This window comes from Streptomyces griseorubiginosus, assembly GCF_017614965.1.
Classification (GTDB): Bacteria; Actinomycetota; Actinomycetes; order Streptomycetales; family Streptomycetaceae; genus Streptomyces; species Streptomyces griseorubiginosus_B.
Map to the genome: position 1 here is coordinate 1 of NZ_WVUG01000153.1, position 20,428 is coordinate 20,428.

Here is a 20,428-nt window from a genome sequence, read left to right on the forward strand (position 1 = left end):
CCCCTCCCGCTCCCGCCGCGCCCGCTCCCGGTGCCGGGAAGATCAATCTCGACAAGGGCCGGGTGAGCCTGCAGAAGAACCAGACCGTCTCCCTGGTCAAGGGCGGCCGTCCGCTGCTCGCCCAGGTCAAGATGGGCCTCGGCTGGGAGCCGGCCTACCGGGGCGCCGACATCGACCTGGACGCGTCGGTCATCGCCTACGGCCCGCAGCGCAACCACATCGACAGCTGCTACTTCGGCAAGCTGTCCATCCTCAACGGCGCGATCAAGCACTCCGGGGACAACCTCACGGGCGAGGGCGCGGGCGACGACGAGGTCATCGTGGTCGACCTCGGCCGCATCCCGCAGGAGGTGACGGGCCTGGTCTTCACGGTCAACTCCTTCTCCGGCCAGAAGTTCACCGACGTGGCCAAGGCCTACTGCCGCCTCCTGGACGCCGCGACCGGCGAGGAGTTGGTCCGCTTCGACCTGACCAACGCCGAGGCCCAGACGGGCGTGATGATGGCCAAGCTGATCCGCCAGTTCTCCGGCGAGTGGGACATGACGGCGATGGGCCAGTTCGTGAAGGCCCGCACGGTCCGGAACATGGTGAAGCCGGCCGCCCAAGCGCTGTAAGCGGCCGTACGACGTCCCCGGGTGCCCCCTCGGGCGGGGGCACCCGACGTCTCAGATCTCCGCCGTCTCCGCCGACCGCAGCCCTTCCGTCAGCAGCGACAGATACCGGCGGATGCGCGTCCGCCCACCGTTCGCCAACTCCGCGGCGGAGGACACCCCGTGGGCCAGCCGCAGCACGTCGATCGGCTCGAGGTCCCGCCGCAGCGTCCCCTCCCTCTGAGCCGCCTCGACCAGCCGCGCCGCCGCACTCTTCATATGCGTGCCGCAGGCGGTCAGCGTCGCGTTGCTGCCGTCGGTCACGGCCGACCCCAGCAGCGCCTTCAGCCCCCGCACCTCGATCGTGCGGACGCAGACCTCGTAGAGCCACTCCTGAAGGGCCTCACCGGGCGGCAGCTCCTTCGCGATGGCGTCGGCGCGGTCGCCGAGCGCCTCGATGGCGTCGACGTACACCGCCTCCAGCAGCGCCTGCCGCGTCGGGAAGTGCCGGTACAGCGTCCCGGAACCGACGCCCGCCCGCTTGGCGATGTCGTCGAGGGACGCGTTCTCCCCGTGCTCGGCGAAGGCGTCCGCCGCGGTCTTCAGCAGCCGCTCATAGTTCCGCCGGGCGTCCGCCCGCATGGGCTTGACCTGCGCCATCCAGATACTCCTTGCGAACCGGGGACCCTCTCCGTATCTTAGCGAGAGTTAAACGGAGACAGTCCCCGCTTAATGCGTTCATCTCCACGGGTCCTTACCCCTGCCCACACTCCGTTGCCTCGTGCTGCCCGCGCGCATCCCACCGACGACGTTCGAAACGGGAGAACTCCATGTCCGGCCCGTCCACGACCACCGAAACACGCCCCGCACTCCAGCACCCCGACCGCCTCGGCACCGTCCTCTTCGTCATCGTCACCGCCTACCTGATGGTCGGCGTCGACTCCACGGTCGTCAACGTCGCGCTGCCCGACATCCAACAGGACCTCCACTTCAGCCGCACCGGCCTGTCCTGGGTCCTCAACGCCTACACCCTCGCCTTCGGCGGGCTGCTGCTGCTCGGCGGGCGCGTCGGCGACATCGTCGGCCGCCGTCGCACCCTCGCCACCGGTGTCCTGCTCTTCGCCGGCTCCTCCCTGTTCGGCGGTCTCGCGACCGACAGCGTCTGGCTGCTTTCGGCCCGAGCGCTGCAGGGCGTCGGCGCCGCCCTCATCGCGCCGAGCACCCTCGCCCTGATCACCACCAACTTCCCCGAAGGCCCGCGCCGCCACCACGCGCTCGGCGTCTACGCCTCCATGGCCGGCATCGGCGCCTCCATCGGCCTGGTCGTCGGCGGGATGCTCACCTCCTGGGCCTCCTGGCGCTGGGCCCTGCTGATCAACGTACCGATCGGGCTCGGCGTGGCCGTCGCCCTGCCCCGCTTCGTCACCGAGACCCCGCGCCACGCGGGCCGGTTCGACGCGGCCGGCGCCCTCACCGGCACGGCGGGCATGACCTCGCTGGTGTACGCCTTCATCCGGGTCTCGGCACAGGGGTGGAGCGACACCCTCGCCCTGCTCGCGTTCACCACGGCGGCCGCCCTGCTCGCCGGTTTCACCCTCGTGGAGTCCCGGGCCGCCCAGCCGATCATGCCTCTGCGGCTGCTCTCGGACCGCAACCGCGCGGGCGGCTATGCGGGCGTTCTGCTGCTGCCGGCCGGCATGTTCGGCGCCTTCTACTTCCTGACGCTGATCAGCCAACAGGTGCTGGACTACAGCCCGTTGCGCGCCGGGTTCGCCTTCCTGCCGATGACGCTGGCGATGTTCACGACCGTCCGCTTCGTGCCGCGACTGGTCGGCCGGCTCGGCGCCAGGCCGATCCTGCTCACCGGCATGGCCCTGCTGACCACCGCCACCGGATGGCTGTGGCGGCTGCGGCCGGGCGAGGGCTACGCGGCCGGTCTGCTCGGCCCGCTGCTGCTCATCGGCGTCGGCGTGGGCCTCAGCTTCATGCCGCTCAACGCGACCATCCTCGCCCGCGTCCAGTCGCGCGAGGCGGGCGCCGCCTCCGGACTGCTCCAGACCCTCCAGTGGCTCGGCGGCACCCTCGGACTGTCGGTCCTGGTCACGGTGTTCGGCACGGCGACCCGACACGCGTCCGGCACCCCCGCCGAGATCCTCACCGAGGGCTCGGCACGGGCGTTCGGTGCGGCCTCCCTGATCGCCGTCACGGCCCTGGTGGTCTGTGCGACGGTGATCAGGGCCGACCGACCGGGCAGGACGTGATCGGGGCCTACGACTAGAACAACGCGCTGTAGGCGTTCAGTGCGGGCTGGCCGCCGAGGTGGGCGTAGAGCACCGTCGAATCGGCGCCGATCTCCCCGCGCCGCACGAGATCGATCATGCCGGCCATCGACTTGCCCTCGTAGACGGGGTCGGTGATCATCCCCTCCGTGCGGGCGGCGAGGCGCATCGCCTCCAGAGTCGTCTCGTCGGGGACGCCGTACGTCCCCGCGTGGTACCGCTCGTCCAGTTCGACGTCGTCCTCGGTCAACTCGCGGCGCACGCCGATGAGCCGGCCGGTATTGGCGGCGATCCGGGCGATCTGCTCCCTGGTGGCGGCGGGCTTGGCCGAGGCGTCGACGCCGAGCACCCGGCGCCGCCGTCCGCCCGCCTCCTCCAGCGCGGCGAAGCCGGCGACCATGCCGGCCTGGGTCGAGCCGGTCACCGAGCACACGACGACCGTGTCGAAGAAGACACCCGACTCCCGCTCCTGCTCGGCGACTTCATAGGCCCAGCCGGCGAACCCGAGGCCGCCGAGCGGGTGGTCGGAGGCGCCCGCCGGAATCGCGTACGGCTTACCGCCCCGCTCCTCGACCTCCCGGAGCGCCTGCTCCCAGCTCTCCTTGAACCCGATCCCGAACCCGGCCTTCACCAGCCGTACGTCGGCTCCGGCGAGTCGGCTGAGCAGGATGTTGCCGACCTTGTCGTACACGGAGTCCGGCCAGTCCACCCAACTCTCCTGCACCAGCACGCACTTGAGCCCGGCACGCGCGGCCACGGCGGCGACCTGACGGGTGTGGTTGGACTGCACCCCGCCGATCGAGACCAGGGTGTCGCAGCCCTGGGCCAGCGCGTCGGCGACCAGGTACTCCAGCTTGCGCGTCTTGTTCCCGCCGTAGGCGACACCGGAGTTGCAGTCCTCCCGCTTGGCCCAGAGGGAGGCGCCGCCGAGCTCGGCGGTCAGCCGCTCCAGGGGGTGCACCGGGGACGGGCCGAAGAGGAGGGGGTAACGCTCGTACGAGGAAAGGGACATGGGTCCTCCCGGGGTCGGGATCAGTCGCCGTCGGCCCGGTCGCCGCCGGTGGGGTCGGTGTCGGTGCCGGTGGCATCGGTGTCGGTCAGCTCGACCAGGTCGGCGAGGCTGCGCCAGATCTCCGCGGTGACCCGCACCGCCGTCTCGGCGTCACCGGCCGCGCACGCCTCGATCAGCCGCTCGTGCAGGCCCGCGGAACGGCAGGTGCCGCCCTCGCCGAAACGACGGCGCTCCAGGCGGCGGATGAGCGGGGTGTAGCGGGCGATGGTGGCGGCGGCCGCGTGGTTGCCGGCGACGCGGACCAGGACATCGTGCAGGGCGTCGTCGGCCCGCAGCGCACCGTCCACGTCACCCGCGCCGACGGCCGCCGCGAACCGCTCGTTGGCCGCGCGCATGGTCTGCACGTCGGCGGCGAAGAGACGGGGTACGGCGACCCGGGTCGCCAACTCGTGCATGGCACCGACCACGGCGGCCGCGTCCCGCACATCGGCGGCGACCACCGGGGTCACCCGTGTGTAGCTCTGCGGCTTGCTCTCCAGCAGCCCCTCGTCCACCAGCCGCGCGAACGCCTCCCGCACCGGCGCCCGGGACAGCCCCATCCGCTCCGCGAGATCGGCGTCCCGCACCACCGCACCGGGCTCCAGCTCCCCGGCCACGATGGCGTCCCGGATGGATGCGTAGGCGCGGTCCCTGAGAAGGGTGCGCTGGACGGGTCGTATGGCCTCCACAACTGAAATGTTAGATGTCAGCAGGGAGCGCGGGCAAGGGTGTGGCCCGCACCCCCCGTAGAAGTGCGGGCCACGATCGTGGGATCAGGCGGCCCAGGGCCAGTCGGCGTCCTGGGCCGCCTCGAGCAGCGGGACCATCCGGAAGGCCGCGTCCGTCAGGCCCCCGAAGGTGTGCCGGTTCGCCCTGCCCGAGGGGCCGTGGCCCGCGCGGTACCCGGCGAGGTTCCAGGTGTAGACCGGCACATGGGCCGGGACCTGCTCCGTCGGGTCGCCGTGGTGGCTGTAGGCGTACTGCTCGTCGGTGACGATCAGCACCCGGTCCTGACCCCGGTAGTGCGCGCGCACCGCGCTGGTGGTGTCGGTGCCGCCCAGGTCGCCGAAGCGGTCCAGGATCTTCAGCACCGACTCCCCCTCGCGGAAGGACAGCCGGCGGCTCGTGGTACCGAACTCGACCAGGTCCGCCTTCTGCGCCCGCAGCGCGAGCGCGGTGCCGAAGATCGCCGCCGCGTCGGCCCGGTTGAGCTCGGAGCGGTCCGACAGCCGCGCCCACATCGAGCCGGAGCGGTCGACCAGGATCAGCGTGCGGCCCGGCAGCGCGGGCACGTTGGCCAGCGAGTGCCCGAGCGCCTGCTCCAGCGGGTACGACCAGCGCAACGAGGGCGCGTGCCGGTACGCGGCGAGATACCGGAAGGGGAACTGCCGCGAGCGCGCGACCTCGGCCGGGTCGCTGATCTTCGCCGCCACCCGGGCGGCCACCTCGTCCGAGACACCCGCCTGATCGAAATTGCGCAGGTTACGGACGGCTGCCATCGCCCCCATGGACGGGATCACGGCCTCCCAGGCCGCCTTGTCCATCGGGCCCTGGAGCCAGCCGGCCAGCGCCTCCCAGGTGATCCCGGCCGCCGCGAGCCGCTCGGCGCCGCCCGCGGAGGTCACCACCGCACGGCGCTCCCCCACCGGCAGCGCCATCAGCTCACGGTGCGCGGTCAGGACGCCGTCCGCGGCGGGCGGCACGGCCGTGTCCGGGTGGTGCCGGCGGTCGAGGGCGTACCGGAACAGCTCGCCCTGCCACGGCTTGTCCGGGTCCGGCGTCGCGTGCACCAGGTTGAGGATGTCGCCGAAGCGGTAGCCCTTGGACGCGGTGTCGTACTTCAGCAGCGACCTGCCGCTGTAGAGACGGCGTACGGCGTCGGCGATCCCGCGCTTGACCGGCTTGGGGACGTTACGGCCGTACGTCGCCGTCCAGTACGCGAGCAGTTCGCCGGGCTCGTCCGGGCGCTGCAGCACGGAGGCGACGACCTGGCGGTTGGACGGGCCGTCGGTGGCTCCCGCGTCGAGGCGCGCCTTCACGTACTCGGCGGCGCCCACCAGGGAGGCGGTACGGAGGTTTCCCTCGCCGCGCAGCCAGCCGAGCAGACCGGCCGTCCATGCCGGGTCCTCGACAGCGAGCCGCCGCACGAGGCGCGCGAAGCGGTCGTCGCGGTCGTCACCGGTCTCGTAAAAGGTCTTCTGCGAGACGAAGTTGGCGACCGCGAGCAGGAACAGCTCGGAGCGTGCGTCCCGCTCCCGCCCGCGGCCGCCCTCGTAGGTGCGGAGCACGCGGCCCGTGGAGGTGACGCGGGAAGCGGGCTGCGCCTTCGCGCCCTTGGTGTTGAATCGCGCCATGGTGAATTCCCCCGAATTCCTTGGATTTCCGGAGGGCGGCGCAGCAGAAGGTGGGTACCCGAGATCAGGGGTCGGCGACGGACTTTTCCAGATGCTCTACCGATTGAGCTACACCGACCCGAAGTCGATGACGGGACTCGAACCCGCAACCGTCCGATCCAATGAAGTAACCGCTGCCTGCGCACCGGGCACCCACCATGAGCTGCGCCTCCCGAGATCAAGTCGACGGCGGCATCGGATTCTTTGAGAGAGAAGTAGCCGCTGTCTTCGCACCGGGAGGTGCGCTGTTTTCTGATCTCACTGTAGGAGGCACAGCTCTGGTGGAGCGAGTGAATTAAATGCCGTTCCCGGCGAAGGGACTTACCGCTTCTGCCGCTTCCACGGCCCCGTGATCGCCAGCATGATCCCCGGCTCCTGGATGTTGGCGTACAGGGTCCTGCCGTCCGGGGAGAAGGTGACGCCGGTGAACTCGCTGTACTCGGGGTCCTCCTCGGTGCCGAGGTTCAGTTCGTTGCGGGCGATCGGGTAGGTACGGCCGCTGTCGGTCGCGCCGAACAGGTGCTGCAGGCCCTCGCCGTCCTCGGCGATGACGAGGCCGCCGTACGGCGAGACGGTGATGTTGTCGGGGCCGTCGAAGTTGCCCTCGACGGACGGGTCGGGGTTGACGCCGATCAGGACCTTCAGGGTCAGGGTGCGGCGCTTGGGGTCGTAGAACCACACGGCGCCGTCGTGCTGGACGGGGCTCTCGGCACGGGCGTACGAGGACACGATGTAGGTGCCGCCGTCACCCCACCACATGCCCTCGAGCTTGCGGGCACGGGTGATCTGGCCGTCGGTGAACTGCTTGCGCGTGGAGACCGTCTTCGCGTCCCGGTCCGGGACGTCCACCCAGTCCACGCCGTAGACCGTGCCGATCTTCGTGGCGCGGGAGAGGTCGTCGACGAACTTGCCGCCGGAGTCGAAGCACTTGAAGGCCTGCAGGACGCCCGCGTCGTCGGCGAGCGTGCGCAGCCTGCCGCGGCCGTGGTGGAAGCCGGCCGGCGGGGTCCAGCGGTACAGCAGGCCGTTGGGGCCGGAGGCGTCCTCGGTGAGGTAGAGGTGGCCGCGCTTGGGGTCGACGACGACGGCCTCGTGGGCGTAACGGCCCAGCGCCTTGATGGGCTTGGGGTTCCGGTTGGCCCGGCGGTCCTCGGGGTCGACCTCGAAGACGTAGCCGTGGTCCTTGGTCATGCCGTTCTGGCCGGCCTTGTCCTCGGTCTCCTCGCAGGTGAGCCAGGTGCCCCAAGGGGTGTTGCCGCCGGCGCAGTTGGTGGAGGTGCCGGCGATGCCGACCCACTCGGCGACATGGTCGCGGCGCACCTCGACGACCGTGCAGCCGCCGGACGCGGCGGGGTCGTAGACCAGGCCCTCGGTGAGCGGGACGGGGTACTTCCAGTTCGCCCGCGGGCCCTTGAGCTCGTGGTTGTTGACCAGCAGGGTCGCGCCGCGGGGGCCGTCGAAGGTGGATGTGCCGTCGTGGTTGGACGGGGTGAACTCGCCGGACTCCAGCTTGGTCCTGCCGCTGTAGGTGATGATCCGGTACTTGAAGCCGGCGGGGAGGGCGAGGATGCCGTCCGGGTCGGGGACGAGCGGTCCGTAGCCGACGCCGTGGTGTCCGTACGCCGACTCCTCGGCGCCGTCCCTCGCGTCGGTCTCCGTGGACGCGAGGGCGTTCGGGGCGGTGGCGAGGGCGCCGACGCTGCCCGCCAGCGCGACCCCGGCTCCGGTGATCGCGGATTTTCTGGCGAAGTCCCTGCGGGTGAGCGACATGGTGTCTCCTGTGACGGTGGGCGTGCCGTGGAGGGTGGCGGACCTCGGGTCGGCGCCACGGTTTCGCCCATGCCTGAACGGGAGTTGAACACAGGGCGACCACTCCGGGCCCACTTCCATGAATCCGTACACCACGCCCCATGGAAAGCCAAAGACTTCCGGCTCCGGCTAAAGCCCCCACGACGCCGGCACCCAGGCAAACAGGCCCCATATGCAGCGACGACTTGGGACCCGCCCGCCTCGACGAAGTGACCCCGCCCGCCTCAACCCCCTTGCTGCGACCGCGCCTTGAACGCCGCCTTCCTGGCTTCCTTCGCGATTCGCTTGTCCGGGTGCAGGCGGCCCATCGCCTCCAGGACGTCGGCCGTGGCCGGATGGTCGACGCGCCAGGCGGCGGCGAAGAAGCCGCCGTGCTGGGCCGCCAGCCCCTGGACCAGCGAGCGCAGTTCCTCGGAGTTCCCCTCGGCGGCGAGTTGCGCGGCGACGGTGTCGATGGTGAGCCAGAAGATCATCGCTTCCGAGGGCGCGGGGACGTCCGCCGCCCCGTGCTCGCTCAGCCAGACCCGGGCCAGCCCGCCGAGTTCGGGGTCGTCCAGCACTTCCCGCAGCGCCGGCTCGGCCTCCGCCCCCACCAGGGCCAGCGCCTGCTGGCAGCGCAGCCGGCGCAGGGGCGCACCCGCGTCCGAGCCGCGGCTCGCGGCGAGCAACTCCCGGGCGCCCTCCAGCGGTTGCCGCCGTGCCAGCCACTGCTCGGTCTCGGCCCGCGCGGCCTGCGGCGGGAACGTCGCCGTCCCGTCGAGCAGCGCGTCCGCGCCCTTGTCGGCGAGGTCACCGACGGCCGGCGCGGTGAACCCGGCCTCCAGCAGCCGCGCGCGCAGGCCGTACAGGCCGAGCGGGGTGAGCCGCACCAGGCCGTAGCGGGAGACGTCCGTGTCGTCGACCGGCGCGGCGGGTTCCTCGTCGGTGTCCGCCATCAGCGCCTCGTCGACCGGCTGGTACTCGACGAGTCCGACCGGCTCCAGCAGCCGGAACTGGTCGTCGAGCTTCATCATCGCGTCGGAGACCTGCTCCAGGACGTCGTTGGTGGGCTCGCCCATGTCGGAGGGCACGATCATGGACGCGGCGAGCGCGGGCAGCGGGACCGGGGAGTCGCCGGGTCCCTCCTCGGTGACGGAGAGCAGGTAGAGGTTGCCGAGGACGCCGTCGAGGAACTCGGCCTCCGCCTCCGGGTCCCACTGCAGCCGGTCGAAGTCGATCTCGCCGCCCTCGTCCAGGGCCTCCTCCAGGCCCTCGATGTCGGGCACGCTCGCGTCGGCGAGGACCGTCTCCAGGGCGCCCTGCCACAGGGCGAGCACGTCGTGCGGCGAGCCGCCGGTCAGCAGCGCCAGCTCCGCACCGGCCCGCACGGTGCCCTCGTCCTCGTCGGCGATCTCGACGAGCCCGGTGTCCACGGCCACCCGCCAGGCCTCCCTCGCGTCGGCCGCGGCGTCGTCCCCGGTCAGGCCCAGCACCTCGGCCGCGGCCGGCACCTGCTCGTCGACGAGCTCGCCCCCGGCGTCGACGCGGGTGTCGGGGCCGGCCCAGCGGGCGAGCCGGGCGGCCCGGGACAGTACGGGTGTGGACAGCGCGTCCCGCGCCAGCTCCGCTTCGGGGTGCAGCCGTACCGGCGGCAGGGGGGAGCTGTCTGACATCGGCTGGTTCTCCTAGGGCGGCCGGGCGGCCGTACGACCATCTGGACGACGTACGGCTCAATCGCTCAGCCTAGACGGATTTCGCCCCATGCCGCCCGGTTCATCTCCTGGTCAGGGTCCGTACATGGCCGAAACCTTGACAACTGGCCTGAGCAGGCAGGAGATTGACGCGCGTAGAAACGGGGGGACAACTGTTCACTCATCTCTACGCGCGTCACCAGACGCTCCACGCACCACCCTCGTCCCGGCGCTTTCGTACGTCCCCGGAGGGATTCCGTTGCCGAGCAAGTCTTCCGCGCGTCTCGCCGCGCTCACCGTCGCCGCCGTGTGTTCCGCGGCCTCCACGGTCGCCCTGACGGCGCCCGCGCACGCCGACACCGTACGCATCCACGACATCCAGGGCACGACCCGAATATCGCCGTACGCCGGCCAGAAGGTGGCGGACGTGCCCGGAATCGTCACCGCCACGCGCACGTACGGCTCGTCCAGAGGTTTCTGGCTGCAGGACCCGAACCCGGACGACGACCCGGCCACCAGTGAGGGCGTCTTCGTCTTCACCAGCTCCACCCCGAAGGTCGCCGTCGGTGACTCCGTCACGGTCACCGGCACGGTCTCGGAGTACGTCCCGGGCGGCGCCTCGAGTGGCAACCAGTCGCTGACCGAGATCACCAAGCCGACCGTCACCACGGTGTCGACGGGCAACGTGGTCCCGGCGCCGGTCGTGATCAACGCGAAGTCGGTACCGGCCCGTTACGCCCCGGCCGGCGACACCGCCGCGAACGGTTCGGTCAACGGCCTTCCGCTGCAGCCGGCGACGTACGCCCTGGACTACTACGAGTCCCTGGAGGGCATGAACGTCCAGGTCGCAGGTGCCCGCGTGGTCACCGCGACCGACCCGTACGCCGAGCTGTGGGTCACCGTGAAGCCGCACGAGCACCCGACCCGTCGCGGCGGCACGCTGTACGGCTCCTACACCGCGCAGAACACCGGCCGGCTGCAGATCCAGTCGCTGGGCGCGGTCGCCGACTTCCCGAAGGCGAACGTCGGCGACACCCTCACCGGCACCACCACCGGCGCGCTGGACTTCAACCAGTTCGGCGGTTACACGCTGGTCGCCGGTCAGCTGGGCACGCTGAAGAGCGGCGGTCTGCAGCGCGAGACGACGAAGAAGCAGTCGCGCGGAGAGCTGGCGCTCGCCACCTACAACGTCGAGAACCTCGACCCGTCCGACACCACGTTCGCCGCGCACGCCGCCGCGATCGTGAACAACCTGCAGTCGCCCGACATCGTGTCCCTGGAGGAGATCCAGGACAACGACGGAGCGACGGACGACGGTGTCGTCGACGCGAGCACGACCGTGAACAAGCTGATCGACGCGATCGTCGCGGCGGGCGGCCCGAAGTACGACTGGCGTTCGATCAACCCGGTCAACGACCAGGACGGCGGCGAGCCCGGCGGCAACATCCGTCAGGTGTTCCTCTTCAACCCCGAGCGGGTGTCCTTCGTGGACCGCGCGGGCGGCGACTCCACCACCGCCGTCGGTGTCACCAAGGTGCACGGCAAGGCGCAGCTGACGGCCTCCCCCGGCCGCATCGACCCGGCCGACGACGCCTGGAAGTCCAGCCGCAAGCCGCTGGCCGGCGAGTTCGTCTTCCGTGGCCGCACGGTCTTCGTGATCGCCAACCACCTCAACTCCAAGGGCGGCGACCAGGGGCTGACCGCGCAGTACCAGCCGCCGGTGCGCAGCTCGGAGACCCAGCGCCACGCCCAGGCGACGCTGGTCAACGCGTTCGTCAAGAGCATCCTGGACGTCCAGAAGAACGCGGACGTCGTCGCGCTCGGCGACATGAACGACTTCGATTTCTCCGACACGGCGAAGATCCTCGAGGGTGACGGCGAGCTGTGGTCGGCGATCAAGTCGCTGCCGAAGAGCGAGCGTTACACCTACGACTACCAGGGCAACGAGCAGGTCCTGGACCAGATCCTGATCAGCCCGTCGATCCGCCGCGACTGCGACTTCGAGTACGACAGCGTGCACATCAACTCGGAGTTCAACGACCAGATCAGCGACCACGACCCCCAGGTGCTGCGGTTCCGCCCGTAGCACCCGCAGGTCGGCCGGGCGGGGTCTGCGTGGTCAGGCGTAGACCCCGTCCAGCCAGTGCTGCCAGGCGGCTTCGGTCGCCTTGGCGTCGGCGTCAGGGGCGAAGTCGTGGACGCTGATGCCGACCGGGGCGCCCCAGTGGTTGCGGCCGAAGAAGCGGATCAGGGCGTTCTCGGTGCGCAGCCCGATGAAATAGGGGTCGCGGAAGTCCAGTACGGCGTCGAGGGTCCGGCCCTCGGGGCCCTGCGCCCGCACCCGCGCGCCCACGGCCGTGTCCTCGGCCAGCCCGAGCGCCCGTCCGACGGCGGTGAAGGCGTCGGCGCTCTGCGAGGCCTCGGGGCCCTGCAGCTGGGCGAAGGTCACCGGGCGCGGCGCGAAGTGGGTGAGGTACTCGCGCAGGGTGTGCAGATAGAAGTCGGTGTGCTTCGACGCGCCGTCGTACTGGTTGTCCCAGTCGTCGGTGAAGATGCCGCTGTGCACATAGCGCACCCAGGCGCGGCGGCCCTCGTCCCGCGCTTCGATGGTGTGGTCGAGCTGGTTGACGCTCTGGACGGAGAAGCCGACGTCCTCGCTGCGGACGGTGAGGCGGTGCGGCGGGTCGTAGGCGGTGACGGTGGAGCCGAAGGCGGCCCGGCCGCCGACGCGCGGCTCGGGCGGGTCCATCGGCCACAGGTAGGCGCCGCTGGCGTTGGTGATGGCCTCCCACACCTCCTCCGGCGACGCGTCGACCTCGAACTCGCGGACGATCTCGAACTCCTTGGACATGACGGACTCCTGACTGTTCCAACTAGGTTGGCTGTTCCAACTCGGTCTGCTTGAGGGTGGGATGGACGGCCACCACGATCCGGTGGTCACGGCCGCCTTCGGCGTCCGGGGCGTCGTACTTGCGGATCAGCGCACTGACTCCGGCGGTCAACTCCTGGATGAACGCGGCCCGTTCGGCGGCGGAGGCGAAGCGGACCTCGCCGTCCAGCGCGTACGTGGCCAGCCGCTGACGGGCCTTGGCCGCGCCGGTGATCAGCGAGCCGACGTCCCGCACCAGACGGGCGCCGAGGGCGAGCAGCCAGCGTGCGGAGAGCTGGTCGCGGAAGCGGTCCGGGTCCGGCTGCACGGAGGCGAGCGCGAGCGGCGAGATGACGTACGACGCGGCGGTCGCCCGCATCAGCCGCTCGGTGACATTGCCCTTGCGGCGCTCCCCGGCGAGTTCGACGAGGCCGTGCCGCTCCAGCGCCTTCAGGTGGTAGTTCACCTTCTGGCGCGGCAGCCCCACCTTCCCGGCCAGCATCGCCGCCGAGGCCGGCCCCGCGGCCAGCTCGGCGAGCAGACGGGCCCGTATGGGGTCCAGGGAGACGGCGGCGGCCTCGGGGTCCTCGATCACGGTGACGTCCAGCATGCGTCCACCGTCTCACCGAAAACTTTTTTTGTCCAGACGATCCGAGTTTTCGGCCGGTCCCCGTTCTGGGACGAGCCCCGGCGCGATTCGGGCCGGGGATTCGGGAGACCCACCGGTCATGGACGAGGAGAAGAAGGACGAGGGTGAGATCGAGAGTCCGACCCGGCTGCCGGCCCGGTCCTGGCGGGCGGTGGCCCGGCGCACGGCGAAGGAGTTACTGGACGACGAACTCGGCGACCGTGCCGCCGCGTTGACGTACTACGGCGTCCTGTCCCTGTTCCCCGCGCTGCTGTTGCTGGTGTCGCTGCTGGGGGTGGTGGGCCGCAGCGCCACCGACAAGATCCTCGACAACATCCGGGCCCTGGCGCCGGGTCCGGCCCGGGACATCCTGCGGGACGCGGTGCGACAGCTGGGCGACAGCGGCGGTACGGGCAGTGTGCTGGCCGTCGTGGGCCTGCTCGCGGCGCTGTGGTCGGCCTCCGGGTACGTGGCCGCGTTCATCCGCGCGTCCAACGCGGTGTACGACCTTCCCGAGGGGCGGCCGGTGTGGAAGCTGACGCCGCTCAGGCTGGCGCTGACCGTGGCGCTGATGCTGCTGCTCGCGGCGAGCGCGGTGATCGTGGTCTTCACGGGGCCGTTGGCGGAGCGGGCCGGGACGGCGTTCGGCTTCGGGGGCGCGGCGATCGCGGTCTGGGGCGTGGTGAAGTGGCCGGTGCTGCTGATGCTGGTGGTGATGATGATCGGGCTGTTGTACTGGGCGGCCCCCAACGTCCGTGGGCGCGGCTTCCGTTGGATCAGTCCCGGCAGCTTCCTGGCGACGCTGATCTGGCTGGCGGCTTCCGCCGGGTTCGCCGTCTACGCGGCCAACTTCGCTTCGTACAACAAGACTTACGGGACGCTCTCGGGCGCCATCGTGTTCCTGGTGTGGCTGTGGCTGTCGAACCTGGCGATTCTGGTGGGGCTGGAGTTCGACGCGGAACTGGCGCGTGAGCGGGTCGCCTGCCGGGGGCTGTCGCCGACCGAGCCGTATGTGGAGCCCCGGGACACGCGGAAGTGGCCGGCGAAGTGGCGGACCGCACTGGGGGCCGCCGCGCCCAAACCCGTGCCCAAACCCCCTCTTCGGCCCTGACAGGCCTCGTCCTCGGTCAAACGCCGGACGGACTGGGAGTGCACGTCCGGCGTTTCGGGGTCCGCGTCACTTCTTGGTCCGCGTCACTTCTTGGTCCGCGTCACTTCTTGGTGCGCGTCACTTCTTGGTGCGCGTCACTTCTTGGTGCGCGTCACTTCTTGGTACGCGTCACTTCTTGGTACGCGTCACTTCTGGGTCGACGTCACTTCTGGGTCGACGTCACTTCGGGGTCGACGTCACTTCTTGGGATACCTCCACCCCACCACCACGACCACCGCCAGCGCCGCGCCGATGATCAGGGCGGGGCGGGGGTGCCGTACCGCTGCCCTGACCACGGGGCCGGCCGGCCACGGCATGTCGTGTTCCGCCCGGCGCTCCAGGGTGTGGCCCGTCTCCGTCGCCTTGTCCTGGGCGGTGTGGCCCGCCCGGATCATCTGCCGCCCGGTGTTCGTCGCCCGGTCCTGGACCTTGTGGCCGGCCTGGGTGGCACGTTCCTGCACGATGTGCCCGGCCTGGCTGGCCCGTTCCTGCACGGTGTGTCCGGCCATCGCGGCCGTACTGCGCAGCTGCACGGTCATCGCGCCGGCCTTGTCCCTGAGGTCCGCCGCCCGGGCCCGCGCCCGTCCCTTCACATCCATCCTGCCCGCCAACTGCTCCACGGTGTCGCCGAGTTCGCTGCGCGTGCGTTCGATCTGCCGGCGCAGCTCGTCGGGACCCTTCACGCCCGTCTCCCCCGCCGTCTTGTCCGTCATCGGTGTGCCCTCTCCTTGATCTCCTCGACATCGGCCTTGACGCTGCCGAGGGCCTCCTCGGGAGTGGGGGGCGTGGCCTTGCGCAGCTGGGCACGGCCGATCGCGCCGAGTACGGCGGCGATCACCAGCAGCACCGCCGTCACGATGAGCGCCGCGGCCCAGACGGACAGCGTCAGCGAGAGGGCGGCGACGGCCGTGCCCGCCGCCGCGAGCAGCCCGGCGTACCCGAACGCGCCCGCCGCCCCGAGCAGTCCGCCGCCGCGCCCGGCGCGCCGGCCCTTCTCGGCCAACTCCTCCTTGGCGAGGGCCACTTCCTGTCGTGCGAGCCGGGAAAGCTGTTCGGTGGCCTGGCCGACGAGGTCGCCCACCGACTGGTGCCCGTCGCGCACCGGCCCGGAGTGGGTGGTCCCGGTCACGGTCGCCTCCTCTCGTGTTCCTCTGGTTCGAAAACGTTCTGGTTCGAAACGTTCGGAACACCCCGGGTACCCGGACCGGCCCCCACTACCCCTCGGGCCCGCCGCCCCGCCCGGGCTCGCGCAACCGGGCCAGCTGGGTCTGGAACCAGTCGAGACGGGCCTGCAACAGCGCTGCCTCGGCGGCCAGTTCGGGCACTCCGAGATCGTCGGTGGCGGTGAGTCCGGCCACCTGACGGGCGCCCTGCACACCGGCGATCACCCGCAGCCCGTCACCGGCCAGCCGGGCGAAGGCGGCGAGCGAGACGGACGTACGACCGCGGACACACCCCGCGCAGGAGGGTGCCAGGGCGCGCCATCCCGGACGGCCCCAGCCCGCGTCGGCCAGGCCGGCGGCCACGGTGCCGCAGGCGCAGGGGCCGACCGTGGCGGTGCGCACCCGCTGGCGGGCGTAGCGGAACCCGCGCTCGAAGCGGATGTAGCGGCCGAGGACGGACACTTCGAGCAGTACGGCGGCCCGGTGCTCGGCCGTGCACAGCAGCGCCTCGGCCGCCGCCCGGTCGTGCACGCAGTGGAAGCCGCAGTCGCAGCGGCGGTGCGGCGACCGGTGCCGCAGGCCGTAGACGCAGGACGCGTCCGCGAGGACCCCGTACGGCAGCGCGCCGCCGAGCGACACACCGGTGAACCCGGCCCGGGTGCCGTCCTGGGACAGCACCGGGTGGGCGATCTTGTATCCGGTCGGCGGCTCCGTCGGGCGTTCCTCCGGAAGCCGCAGTCTCATCGGGCCGCCGGAACCTCTTCGGGGGCCTTCAGGTCCTTGATCTCCTCGGGCATTTCGAGCTCCTCGGGTTCCAGGACCTCAGCCCGCGGCTGCTCTTCCCGCGCGACTCCGGTGGCCAGTGCCTTGCCGAGCTTCATGACGCCTCCATGGGCCGATGCCGATGACCGTCCTGTTCATGGTGACTCATCAGGGGGCGGAAAGGACATAGGGCATGGCCGACCCGCAACAGATTCCGAAGCAATGCTTAGCTATATCTCGTAGAAGAATTAAGTGGAGCTTCACCATCACTCTGCCGAGACTGTACGGCATGACAACCACCGCGCCCTTCGGCCGTGCCCTCTGTGCCATGATCACGCCCTTCTCGGCGGACGGCGCGCTCGACCTCGACGGGGCCCAGCGGCTCGCCGACCACCTCGTCTCCCGGGGCTGCGACGGCCTGGTGCTGTCCGGTACGACAGGTGAGTCGCCGACCACCTCGGACGCCGAGAAGGCGGCGCTCGTCGAGGCGGTGCGGGAGGCGGTGGGCGACCGGGCGTCGATCGTGACGGGGGTCGGCACCTCCGACACCCGGCACACCGTGGAGCTGGCGTTGCAGGCCGAAAAGGCAGGCGCCGACGGGGTGTTGGTGGTCAGCCCGTACTACAGCCGACCCCCGCAGGACGCGCTGGAGGAACACTTCCGCACGGTCGCCGACGCCTCGGGCCTGCCGGTCGTGCTGTACGACATCCCCGGCCGCACCGGCACCCGCATCGAGCCCGGGACGATGCTGCGGCTCGCCGAGCATCCCCGGATCGTGGCGGTCAAGGACTGCTCCTACGACTTCCTCGGCGCCCAAAAGGTGCTGGCCCGAACGGAGTTGGCGTACTACGCGGGCTGCGACGAGCACAATCTCGCGCTCTACGCGGTGGGCGGCGCGGGTTATGTCAGCACCGTCGCGAACGTCGTGCCCTCCCAACTCCGGGCCGTCCTCGACGCGTTCGACGCGGGCGACACGGTGGCGGCGGCCCGCGCGCAGCAACGGGCCACTCCCCTGATCGAGTCGATGATGGCGGCGGGCCTGCCCGGCACGGTCACGGCGAAGGCCCTGCTGAACGAGCTCGGTCTGCCCGCGGGTCCCGTCCGCGCCCCGCTGCGTCCCGCGAGCCGCGAAGCGGTCGACGGGCTGCTGGCGGCCTACGAGGACCTCACGGCCGGCTGACCACCGCCCGCGACACCACGTACGTCCGTCTCTGCCCGCGAGCGGACCTCTGGCCGTACGTTGTCCCTGTGCGCCCTCCCCTGCTCTTCCTCGACGTCGACGGCCCCCTCAATCCCTGGGCGGCGAAGCCGGAGCGGCGCCCCGAGGGCTATACGACGATCAAGGTAGCCCTGCGGCCGGGCCAGGCCCTGCGGGTGTGGCTGAACCCCTCGCACGGACCGGCGCTGCTGGGTCTCGGCTACGAGCTGTGCTGGGCGACGACCTGGATGGACGCGGCGAACCGCTGGATCGGCCCGACCGTCGGGCTGCCGGAGCTGACGTACGTCGACTTCGGCGAGGGCCTGTTCGCGCTGCGCCCGGACGGCGTCCACTGGAAGACGGAGGCGATCGTGGCGTACGCCGACGGCCGGCCGTTCGCCTGGGTGGACGACGAACAGACCCCGGCGGACGAGCGGTATGTGTCCGCGGCCCATCCGGCCCCGGCCCTGCTGCATCACGTCGACCCCCGGGTGGGTCTGCGCGACGACGACTTCCGGACGCTCGCGGAGTTCGCCCGGACGCGGTGCACATGAGCGGACGCCCCTCCGCCCGCCGGCGGAAGGGCGCCCGTCACCGCGCCACGGCTCAGTTGTGGCTGTGCAGGATGTCGTTCAGACCGCCCCACTCGGCGTTGTTCGGCACGGCCTGGACGGTGCCGGTGACCGAGTTGCGGCGGAAGAGGATGTTGTCCGCGCCGGACAGCTCGCGGGCCTTGACGATCTGGCCGTCGGGGAGGGTGACCTTGGTGCCGGCGGTGAGGTAGAGGCCCGCCTCGACCACGCAGTCGTCGCCGAGCGCGATGCCGACGCCGGCCTCGGCGCCGACCAGGGAGCGCTCGCCGATGCGGACCCGCTCCTTGCCGCCGCCGGAGAGGGTGCCCATGGTGGAGGCGCCACCGCCGATGTCGGAGCCGTCGCCGACGACGACGCCCTGGGAGATGCGGCCCTCGACCATGGAGGTGCCGAGGGTGCCGGCGTTGAAGTTGACGAAGCCCTCGTGCATGACCGTGGTGCCGGCCGCGAGGTGGGCGCCGAGGCGGACGCGGTCGGCGTCGGCGATGCGCACACCGGCCGGGGCGACGTAGTCGGTCATCCGCGGGAACTTGTCGACGCCGAAGACGCTGACGTGCAGCCCGCGGGCGCGGGCGGCGAGCCGGACCGTCTCCAGGGTGTCCACGGCGACCGGGCCGAGGGAGGTCCAGGCGACGTTGGCGAGGAAGCCGAAGATGCCGTCGAGGTTCTGCTCGTTGGGCCGGACCAAACGGTGCGAGAGCAGGTGCAGACGCAGCCAGACGTCGTGCGCGTCGAGCGGCTTGTCGTCGAGCGAGGAGATGACCGTGCGCACCGCGACGATCTCCACGCCCCGCACCTCGTCCCTGCCGAGGGCGGCCACGCCGTGCTCCCCGAGCAGCTCCCGGGTCCGCTCGGCGTCCAGCCGCTCGCTGCCGGCGGGACCGGGCTCCTCGGTCAGCGCGGGCGCGGGGAACCAGGTGTCGAGGACGGTGCCGTCGGCGGCGATGGTGGCGAGCCCGGCGGCCGCGGCACCGGTGGAACGAGGAGCAGTCGTGTCGGTCATGAGGGCAACCTAACCGCCCGACCCCCGCCCAGGCCAACCAGCCCCGCACCCGTCTCAGGTGCCGGGCGGTGAGCGCGTGACCGCGCGGTGGCCGACAGGGAACGCCGACCGGGAAGAACGCCCGGACACCCCGCTCGGTGCCCCGCCGCCCACCGGGAATCCGCCCCTCTCGCAGGGACCGGCAGCCGTCCGCTACGGCGGATCCGTGGGGATCACCCGGGTCAGCATCTCCCGCGCGTAGTCCTCGTCGTACGGCGTGCCCGTCAGCAGGACCTGGAGGCAGATGCCGTCCATCAGCGCGCACAGCGCCCGTGCCGTGGTCGGGTCGGTGTGACGGGAGATCCGGCGGACGAGGTCCTCGGTCCACTCGGCGGCCACCGGCCGCAGCGCGGGGCGGCGGAGAGCGGCGAGATACAGCTCGTACTCCAGCTCGACGCCGGTCCGCTCGCCGGCGAGCCACTCGCCCATCCAGCCGGCGAGTTCGGTGGCCAGATCGGCGTCCGGGTCCGTCAGCCCGCCGCGCGAGGCGATCACCTTGGCGAACCCCTCGTTCGCCTGCCGCAGCGCGGCGACCATCAGCTCGTCGAGGGTGCTGAAGTGGTACGTCGTCGAGCCGAGCGGCACATCGGCCTCGGCCGCGACCGTGCGGTGGGTCAGCCCGGCGAGCCCCTTGTCGCCGACCACCCGGATCGCCGCGTCGATGATCCGCTGCCGCCGGTCGGGGTCGTAGCGGCGGGCCATCAGTGCGCGCCCCCGAGGTTGAGCACCACCACTCCGACGATGATCAGGGCCATCCCCGCGGCCTTGGTCACGGTCATGCCCTCCCCGAAGAAGAGCAGCCCGATCGTGGCGATCGCCGCGGTGCCGACGCCGGACCAGATGGCGTAGGCCGTCCCGACGGAGAGGGTCTTCAGCGTCTGTGCGAGCAGGACGAAGGAGACGATGTAGCCGAGGACGGTCAGCACGGACGGCACCAGCCGGCTGAAGCCCTCGCTGTACTTCATGGCGGTGGTGGCGCCCACCTCGGCGGCGATGGCCGTGCCGAGAAAGAGATATCCCATGTGTACGAGCGTACACAACGATTGCGTACTCGCGTACACATCGACACACAGTTGAGGAAGAGATGTGAAGCCGCGGACGACGAACGAGCGGCCGCGCTATCCCGGAGGGTGCGTTGCGCAGGGAGGTTCACTATTCATGGAAACCGCTCGCTGTAACATCTCCCCCCAACGCCCCTGTCTCCACTAGTGTTTCACCGCTCACTCACCCC

The 20,428-nt window shown here is 71.2% G+C and carries 21 protein-coding genes; 6 read left to right on the plus strand and 15 right to left on the minus strand.

The window, feature by feature from the left end:
• The coding region (locus GRC12_RS25950) for a TerD family protein (protein ID WP_208781769.1) at nucleotides 1–614 on the plus strand (614 nt) is incomplete at its 5' end.
• 51 nt (nucleotides 615–665) lie between these two features.
• Here the strand turns inward: GRC12_RS25950 and GRC12_RS25955 are convergent.
• A complete protein-coding gene (locus GRC12_RS25955) occupies nucleotides 666–1,250 on the minus strand; it encodes a TetR/AcrR family transcriptional regulator (RefSeq protein WP_208781770.1) in 585 nt (194 codons plus the stop codon).
• 170 nt (nucleotides 1,251–1,420) lie between these two features.
• Between GRC12_RS25955 and GRC12_RS25960 the strand changes: the two genes are divergently transcribed.
• Entirely contained in the window at nucleotides 1,421–2,851 is a 1,431-nt protein-coding gene (locus tag GRC12_RS25960; protein WP_208781771.1) for an MFS transporter, read from the plus strand.
• Nucleotides 2,852–2,864: 13 nt separating this feature from the next.
• Here GRC12_RS25960 and GRC12_RS25965 read toward each other — a convergent pair whose 3' ends face one another.
• The 5 genes from GRC12_RS25965 to GRC12_RS25985 form a co-directional block, all read right to left on the minus strand.
• The gene (locus GRC12_RS25965; RefSeq protein WP_208781772.1) at nucleotides 2,865–3,881 is read right to left on the minus strand and encodes a 1-aminocyclopropane-1-carboxylate deaminase; all 1,017 of its coding nucleotides are present in this window, start codon (nucleotides 3,879–3,881) and stop codon (nucleotides 2,865–2,867) included.
• 20 nt (nucleotides 3,882–3,901) lie between these two features.
• Complete coding sequence (locus GRC12_RS25970; RefSeq protein ID WP_208781773.1) at nucleotides 3,902–4,609, minus strand: GntR family transcriptional regulator; 708 nt, start codon at nucleotides 4,607–4,609, stop codon at nucleotides 3,902–3,904.
• An 84-nt stretch (nucleotides 4,610–4,693) separates the two neighbouring features.
• Entirely contained in the window at nucleotides 4,694–6,274 is a 1,581-nt protein-coding gene (locus GRC12_RS25975) for a TROVE domain-containing protein (protein ID WP_208781774.1), read from the minus strand.
• A gap of 360 nt (nucleotides 6,275–6,634) precedes the next feature.
• Complete coding sequence (locus GRC12_RS25980; protein ID WP_208781775.1) at nucleotides 6,635–8,083, minus strand: alkaline phosphatase PhoX; 1,449 nt, start codon at nucleotides 8,081–8,083, stop codon at nucleotides 6,635–6,637.
• A 263-nt stretch (nucleotides 8,084–8,346) separates the two neighbouring features.
• A complete protein-coding gene (locus GRC12_RS25985; protein ID WP_208781776.1) occupies nucleotides 8,347–9,774 on the minus strand; it encodes a hypothetical protein in 1,428 nt (475 codons plus the stop codon).
• Between the two features lie 277 nt (nucleotides 9,775–10,051).
• Between GRC12_RS25985 and GRC12_RS25990 the strand changes: the two genes are divergently transcribed.
• A complete protein-coding gene (locus tag GRC12_RS25990) occupies nucleotides 10,052–11,878 on the plus strand; it encodes an endonuclease/exonuclease/phosphatase family protein (RefSeq protein WP_208781777.1) in 1,827 nt (608 codons plus the stop codon).
• Nucleotides 11,879–11,911: 33 nt separating this feature from the next.
• On the opposite strand, the gene GRC12_RS25995 is transcribed toward GRC12_RS25990, so the two are convergent.
• Both GRC12_RS25995 and GRC12_RS26000 read right to left on the minus strand, forming a co-directional pair.
• The gene (locus GRC12_RS25995) at nucleotides 11,912–12,643 is read right to left on the minus strand and encodes an SRPBCC family protein (protein WP_208781778.1); all 732 of its coding nucleotides are present in this window, start codon (nucleotides 12,641–12,643) and stop codon (nucleotides 11,912–11,914) included.
• Nucleotides 12,644–12,665: 22 nt separating this feature from the next.
• Nucleotides 12,666–13,271 carry an ArsR/SmtB family transcription factor gene (locus GRC12_RS26000; protein ID WP_208781779.1) on the minus strand — a complete coding sequence of 202 codons (606 nt, stop codon included), beginning with the start codon at nucleotides 13,269–13,271 and terminating at the stop codon, nucleotides 12,666–12,668.
• 118 nt (nucleotides 13,272–13,389) lie between these two features.
• Between GRC12_RS26000 and GRC12_RS26005 the strand changes: the two genes are divergently transcribed.
• Entirely contained in the window at nucleotides 13,390–14,400 is a 1,011-nt protein-coding gene (locus GRC12_RS26005) for a YihY/virulence factor BrkB family protein (protein WP_208781780.1), read from the plus strand.
• A gap of 236 nt (nucleotides 14,401–14,636) precedes the next feature.
• Here the strand turns inward: GRC12_RS26005 and GRC12_RS26010 are convergent, their stop codons facing one another.
• The 4 genes from GRC12_RS26010 to GRC12_RS26025 all read right to left on the minus strand — a co-directional run bounded on the left by GRC12_RS26010 (nucleotide 14,637) and on the right by GRC12_RS26025 (nucleotide 16,483).
• The gene (locus tag GRC12_RS26010) at nucleotides 14,637–15,152 is read right to left on the minus strand and encodes a DUF3618 domain-containing protein (RefSeq protein WP_208781781.1); all 516 of its coding nucleotides are present in this window, start codon (nucleotides 15,150–15,152) and stop codon (nucleotides 14,637–14,639) included.
• Nucleotides 15,149–15,568, minus strand: coding sequence for a phage holin family protein (locus GRC12_RS26015; protein WP_208781782.1), 420 nt, complete (start codon nucleotides 15,566–15,568; stop codon nucleotides 15,149–15,151). The genes GRC12_RS26010 and GRC12_RS26015 overlap by 4 nt, the downstream gene beginning before the upstream one ends.
• Before the next feature lie 85 nt (nucleotides 15,569–15,653).
• Nucleotides 15,654–16,346, minus strand: a complete 693-nt coding sequence (locus tag GRC12_RS26020; protein ID WP_208781783.1) for a hypothetical protein — start codon at nucleotides 16,344–16,346, stop codon at nucleotides 15,654–15,656.
• On the minus strand, nucleotides 16,343–16,483 hold the full coding sequence (locus tag GRC12_RS26025; RefSeq protein WP_208781784.1) for a hypothetical protein: 141 nt from the start codon (nucleotides 16,481–16,483) through the stop codon (nucleotides 16,343–16,345). The genes GRC12_RS26020 and GRC12_RS26025 overlap by 4 nt, the downstream gene beginning before the upstream one ends.
• Before the next feature lie 170 nt (nucleotides 16,484–16,653).
• On the opposite strand from GRC12_RS26025, the gene dapA reads away from it, so the two are divergent.
• Together dapA and GRC12_RS26035 are read left to right on the plus strand one after the other, a co-directional pair.
• Entirely contained in the window at nucleotides 16,654–17,544 is an 891-nt protein-coding gene (gene dapA / locus GRC12_RS26030) for a 4-hydroxy-tetrahydrodipicolinate synthase (RefSeq protein ID WP_208781785.1), read from the plus strand.
• Nucleotides 17,545–17,612: 68 nt separating this feature from the next.
• Nucleotides 17,613–18,116 (plus strand): hypothetical protein, encoded by a 504-nt coding sequence (locus GRC12_RS26035; RefSeq protein ID WP_208781786.1) that lies wholly within the window; start codon nucleotides 17,613–17,615, stop codon nucleotides 18,114–18,116.
• A gap of 52 nt (nucleotides 18,117–18,168) precedes the next feature.
• Here the strand turns inward: GRC12_RS26035 and dapD are convergent, their stop codons facing one another.
• The 3 genes from dapD to GRC12_RS26050 all read right to left on the minus strand — a co-directional run bounded on the left by dapD (nucleotide 18,169) and on the right by GRC12_RS26050 (nucleotide 20,219).
• Entirely contained in the window at nucleotides 18,169–19,158 is a 990-nt protein-coding gene (gene dapD / locus GRC12_RS26040) for a 2,3,4,5-tetrahydropyridine-2,6-dicarboxylate N-succinyltransferase (protein WP_208781787.1), read from the minus strand.
• Nucleotides 19,159–19,350: 192 nt separating this feature from the next.
• Complete coding sequence (locus GRC12_RS26045) at nucleotides 19,351–19,899, minus strand: TetR/AcrR family transcriptional regulator (RefSeq protein ID WP_208781788.1); 549 nt, start codon at nucleotides 19,897–19,899, stop codon at nucleotides 19,351–19,353.
• Nucleotides 19,899–20,219 (minus strand): DMT family transporter, encoded by a 321-nt coding sequence (locus tag GRC12_RS26050; protein ID WP_133048151.1) that lies wholly within the window; start codon nucleotides 20,217–20,219, stop codon nucleotides 19,899–19,901. The genes GRC12_RS26045 and GRC12_RS26050 overlap by 1 nt, the downstream gene beginning before the upstream one ends.
• Nucleotides 20,220–20,428: the final 209 nt, after the last annotated feature.

Excerpts from the sequence above, each read along its gene's own strand:
- GRC12_RS26050 (WP_133048151.1), bottom strand. The coding sequence starts at position 20,219 with ATGGGATATCTCTTTCTCGGCACGGCCATCGCCGCCGAGGTGGGCGCC.
- GRC12_RS26020 (WP_208781783.1), bottom strand. The coding sequence starts at position 16,346 with ATGAGACTGCGGCTTCCGGAGGAACGCCCGACGGAGCCGCCGACCGGA.
- GRC12_RS25960 (WP_208781771.1), top strand. The coding sequence starts at position 1,421 with ATGTCCGGCCCGTCCACGACCACCGAAACACGCCCCGCACTCCAGCAC.
- GRC12_RS25995 (WP_208781778.1), bottom strand. The coding sequence starts at position 12,643 with ATGTCCAAGGAGTTCGAGATCGTCCGCGAGTTCGAGGTCGACGCGTCG.
- dapA (WP_208781785.1), top strand. The coding sequence starts at position 16,654 with ATGACAACCACCGCGCCCTTCGGCCGTGCCCTCTGTGCCATGATCACG.
- GRC12_RS25980 (WP_208781775.1), bottom strand. The coding sequence starts at position 8,083 with ATGTCGCTCACCCGCAGGGACTTCGCCAGAAAATCCGCGATCACCGGA.
- dapD (WP_208781787.1), bottom strand. The coding sequence starts at position 19,158 with ATGACCGACACGACTGCTCCTCGTTCCACCGGTGCCGCGGCCGCCGGG.
- GRC12_RS26005 (WP_208781780.1), top strand. The coding sequence starts at position 13,390 with ATGGACGAGGAGAAGAAGGACGAGGGTGAGATCGAGAGTCCGACCCGG.
- GRC12_RS26025 (WP_208781784.1), bottom strand. The coding sequence starts at position 16,483 with ATGAAGCTCGGCAAGGCACTGGCCACCGGAGTCGCGCGGGAAGAGCAG.
- GRC12_RS26010 (WP_208781781.1), bottom strand. The coding sequence starts at position 15,152 with ATGACGGACAAGACGGCGGGGGAGACGGGCGTGAAGGGTCCCGACGAG.
- GRC12_RS25975 (WP_208781774.1), bottom strand. The coding sequence starts at position 6,274 with ATGGCGCGATTCAACACCAAGGGCGCGAAGGCGCAGCCCGCTTCCCGC.
- GRC12_RS25985 (WP_208781776.1), bottom strand. The coding sequence starts at position 9,774 with ATGTCAGACAGCTCCCCCCTGCCGCCGGTACGGCTGCACCCCGAAGCG.
- GRC12_RS25955 (WP_208781770.1), bottom strand. The coding sequence starts at position 1,250 with ATGGCGCAGGTCAAGCCCATGCGGGCGGACGCCCGGCGGAACTATGAG.
- GRC12_RS25965 (WP_208781772.1), bottom strand. The coding sequence starts at position 3,881 with ATGTCCCTTTCCTCGTACGAGCGTTACCCCCTCCTCTTCGGCCCGTCC.
- GRC12_RS26045 (WP_208781788.1), bottom strand. The coding sequence starts at position 19,899 with ATGGCCCGCCGCTACGACCCCGACCGGCGGCAGCGGATCATCGACGCG.
- GRC12_RS26000 (WP_208781779.1), bottom strand. The coding sequence starts at position 13,271 with ATGCTGGACGTCACCGTGATCGAGGACCCCGAGGCCGCCGCCGTCTCC.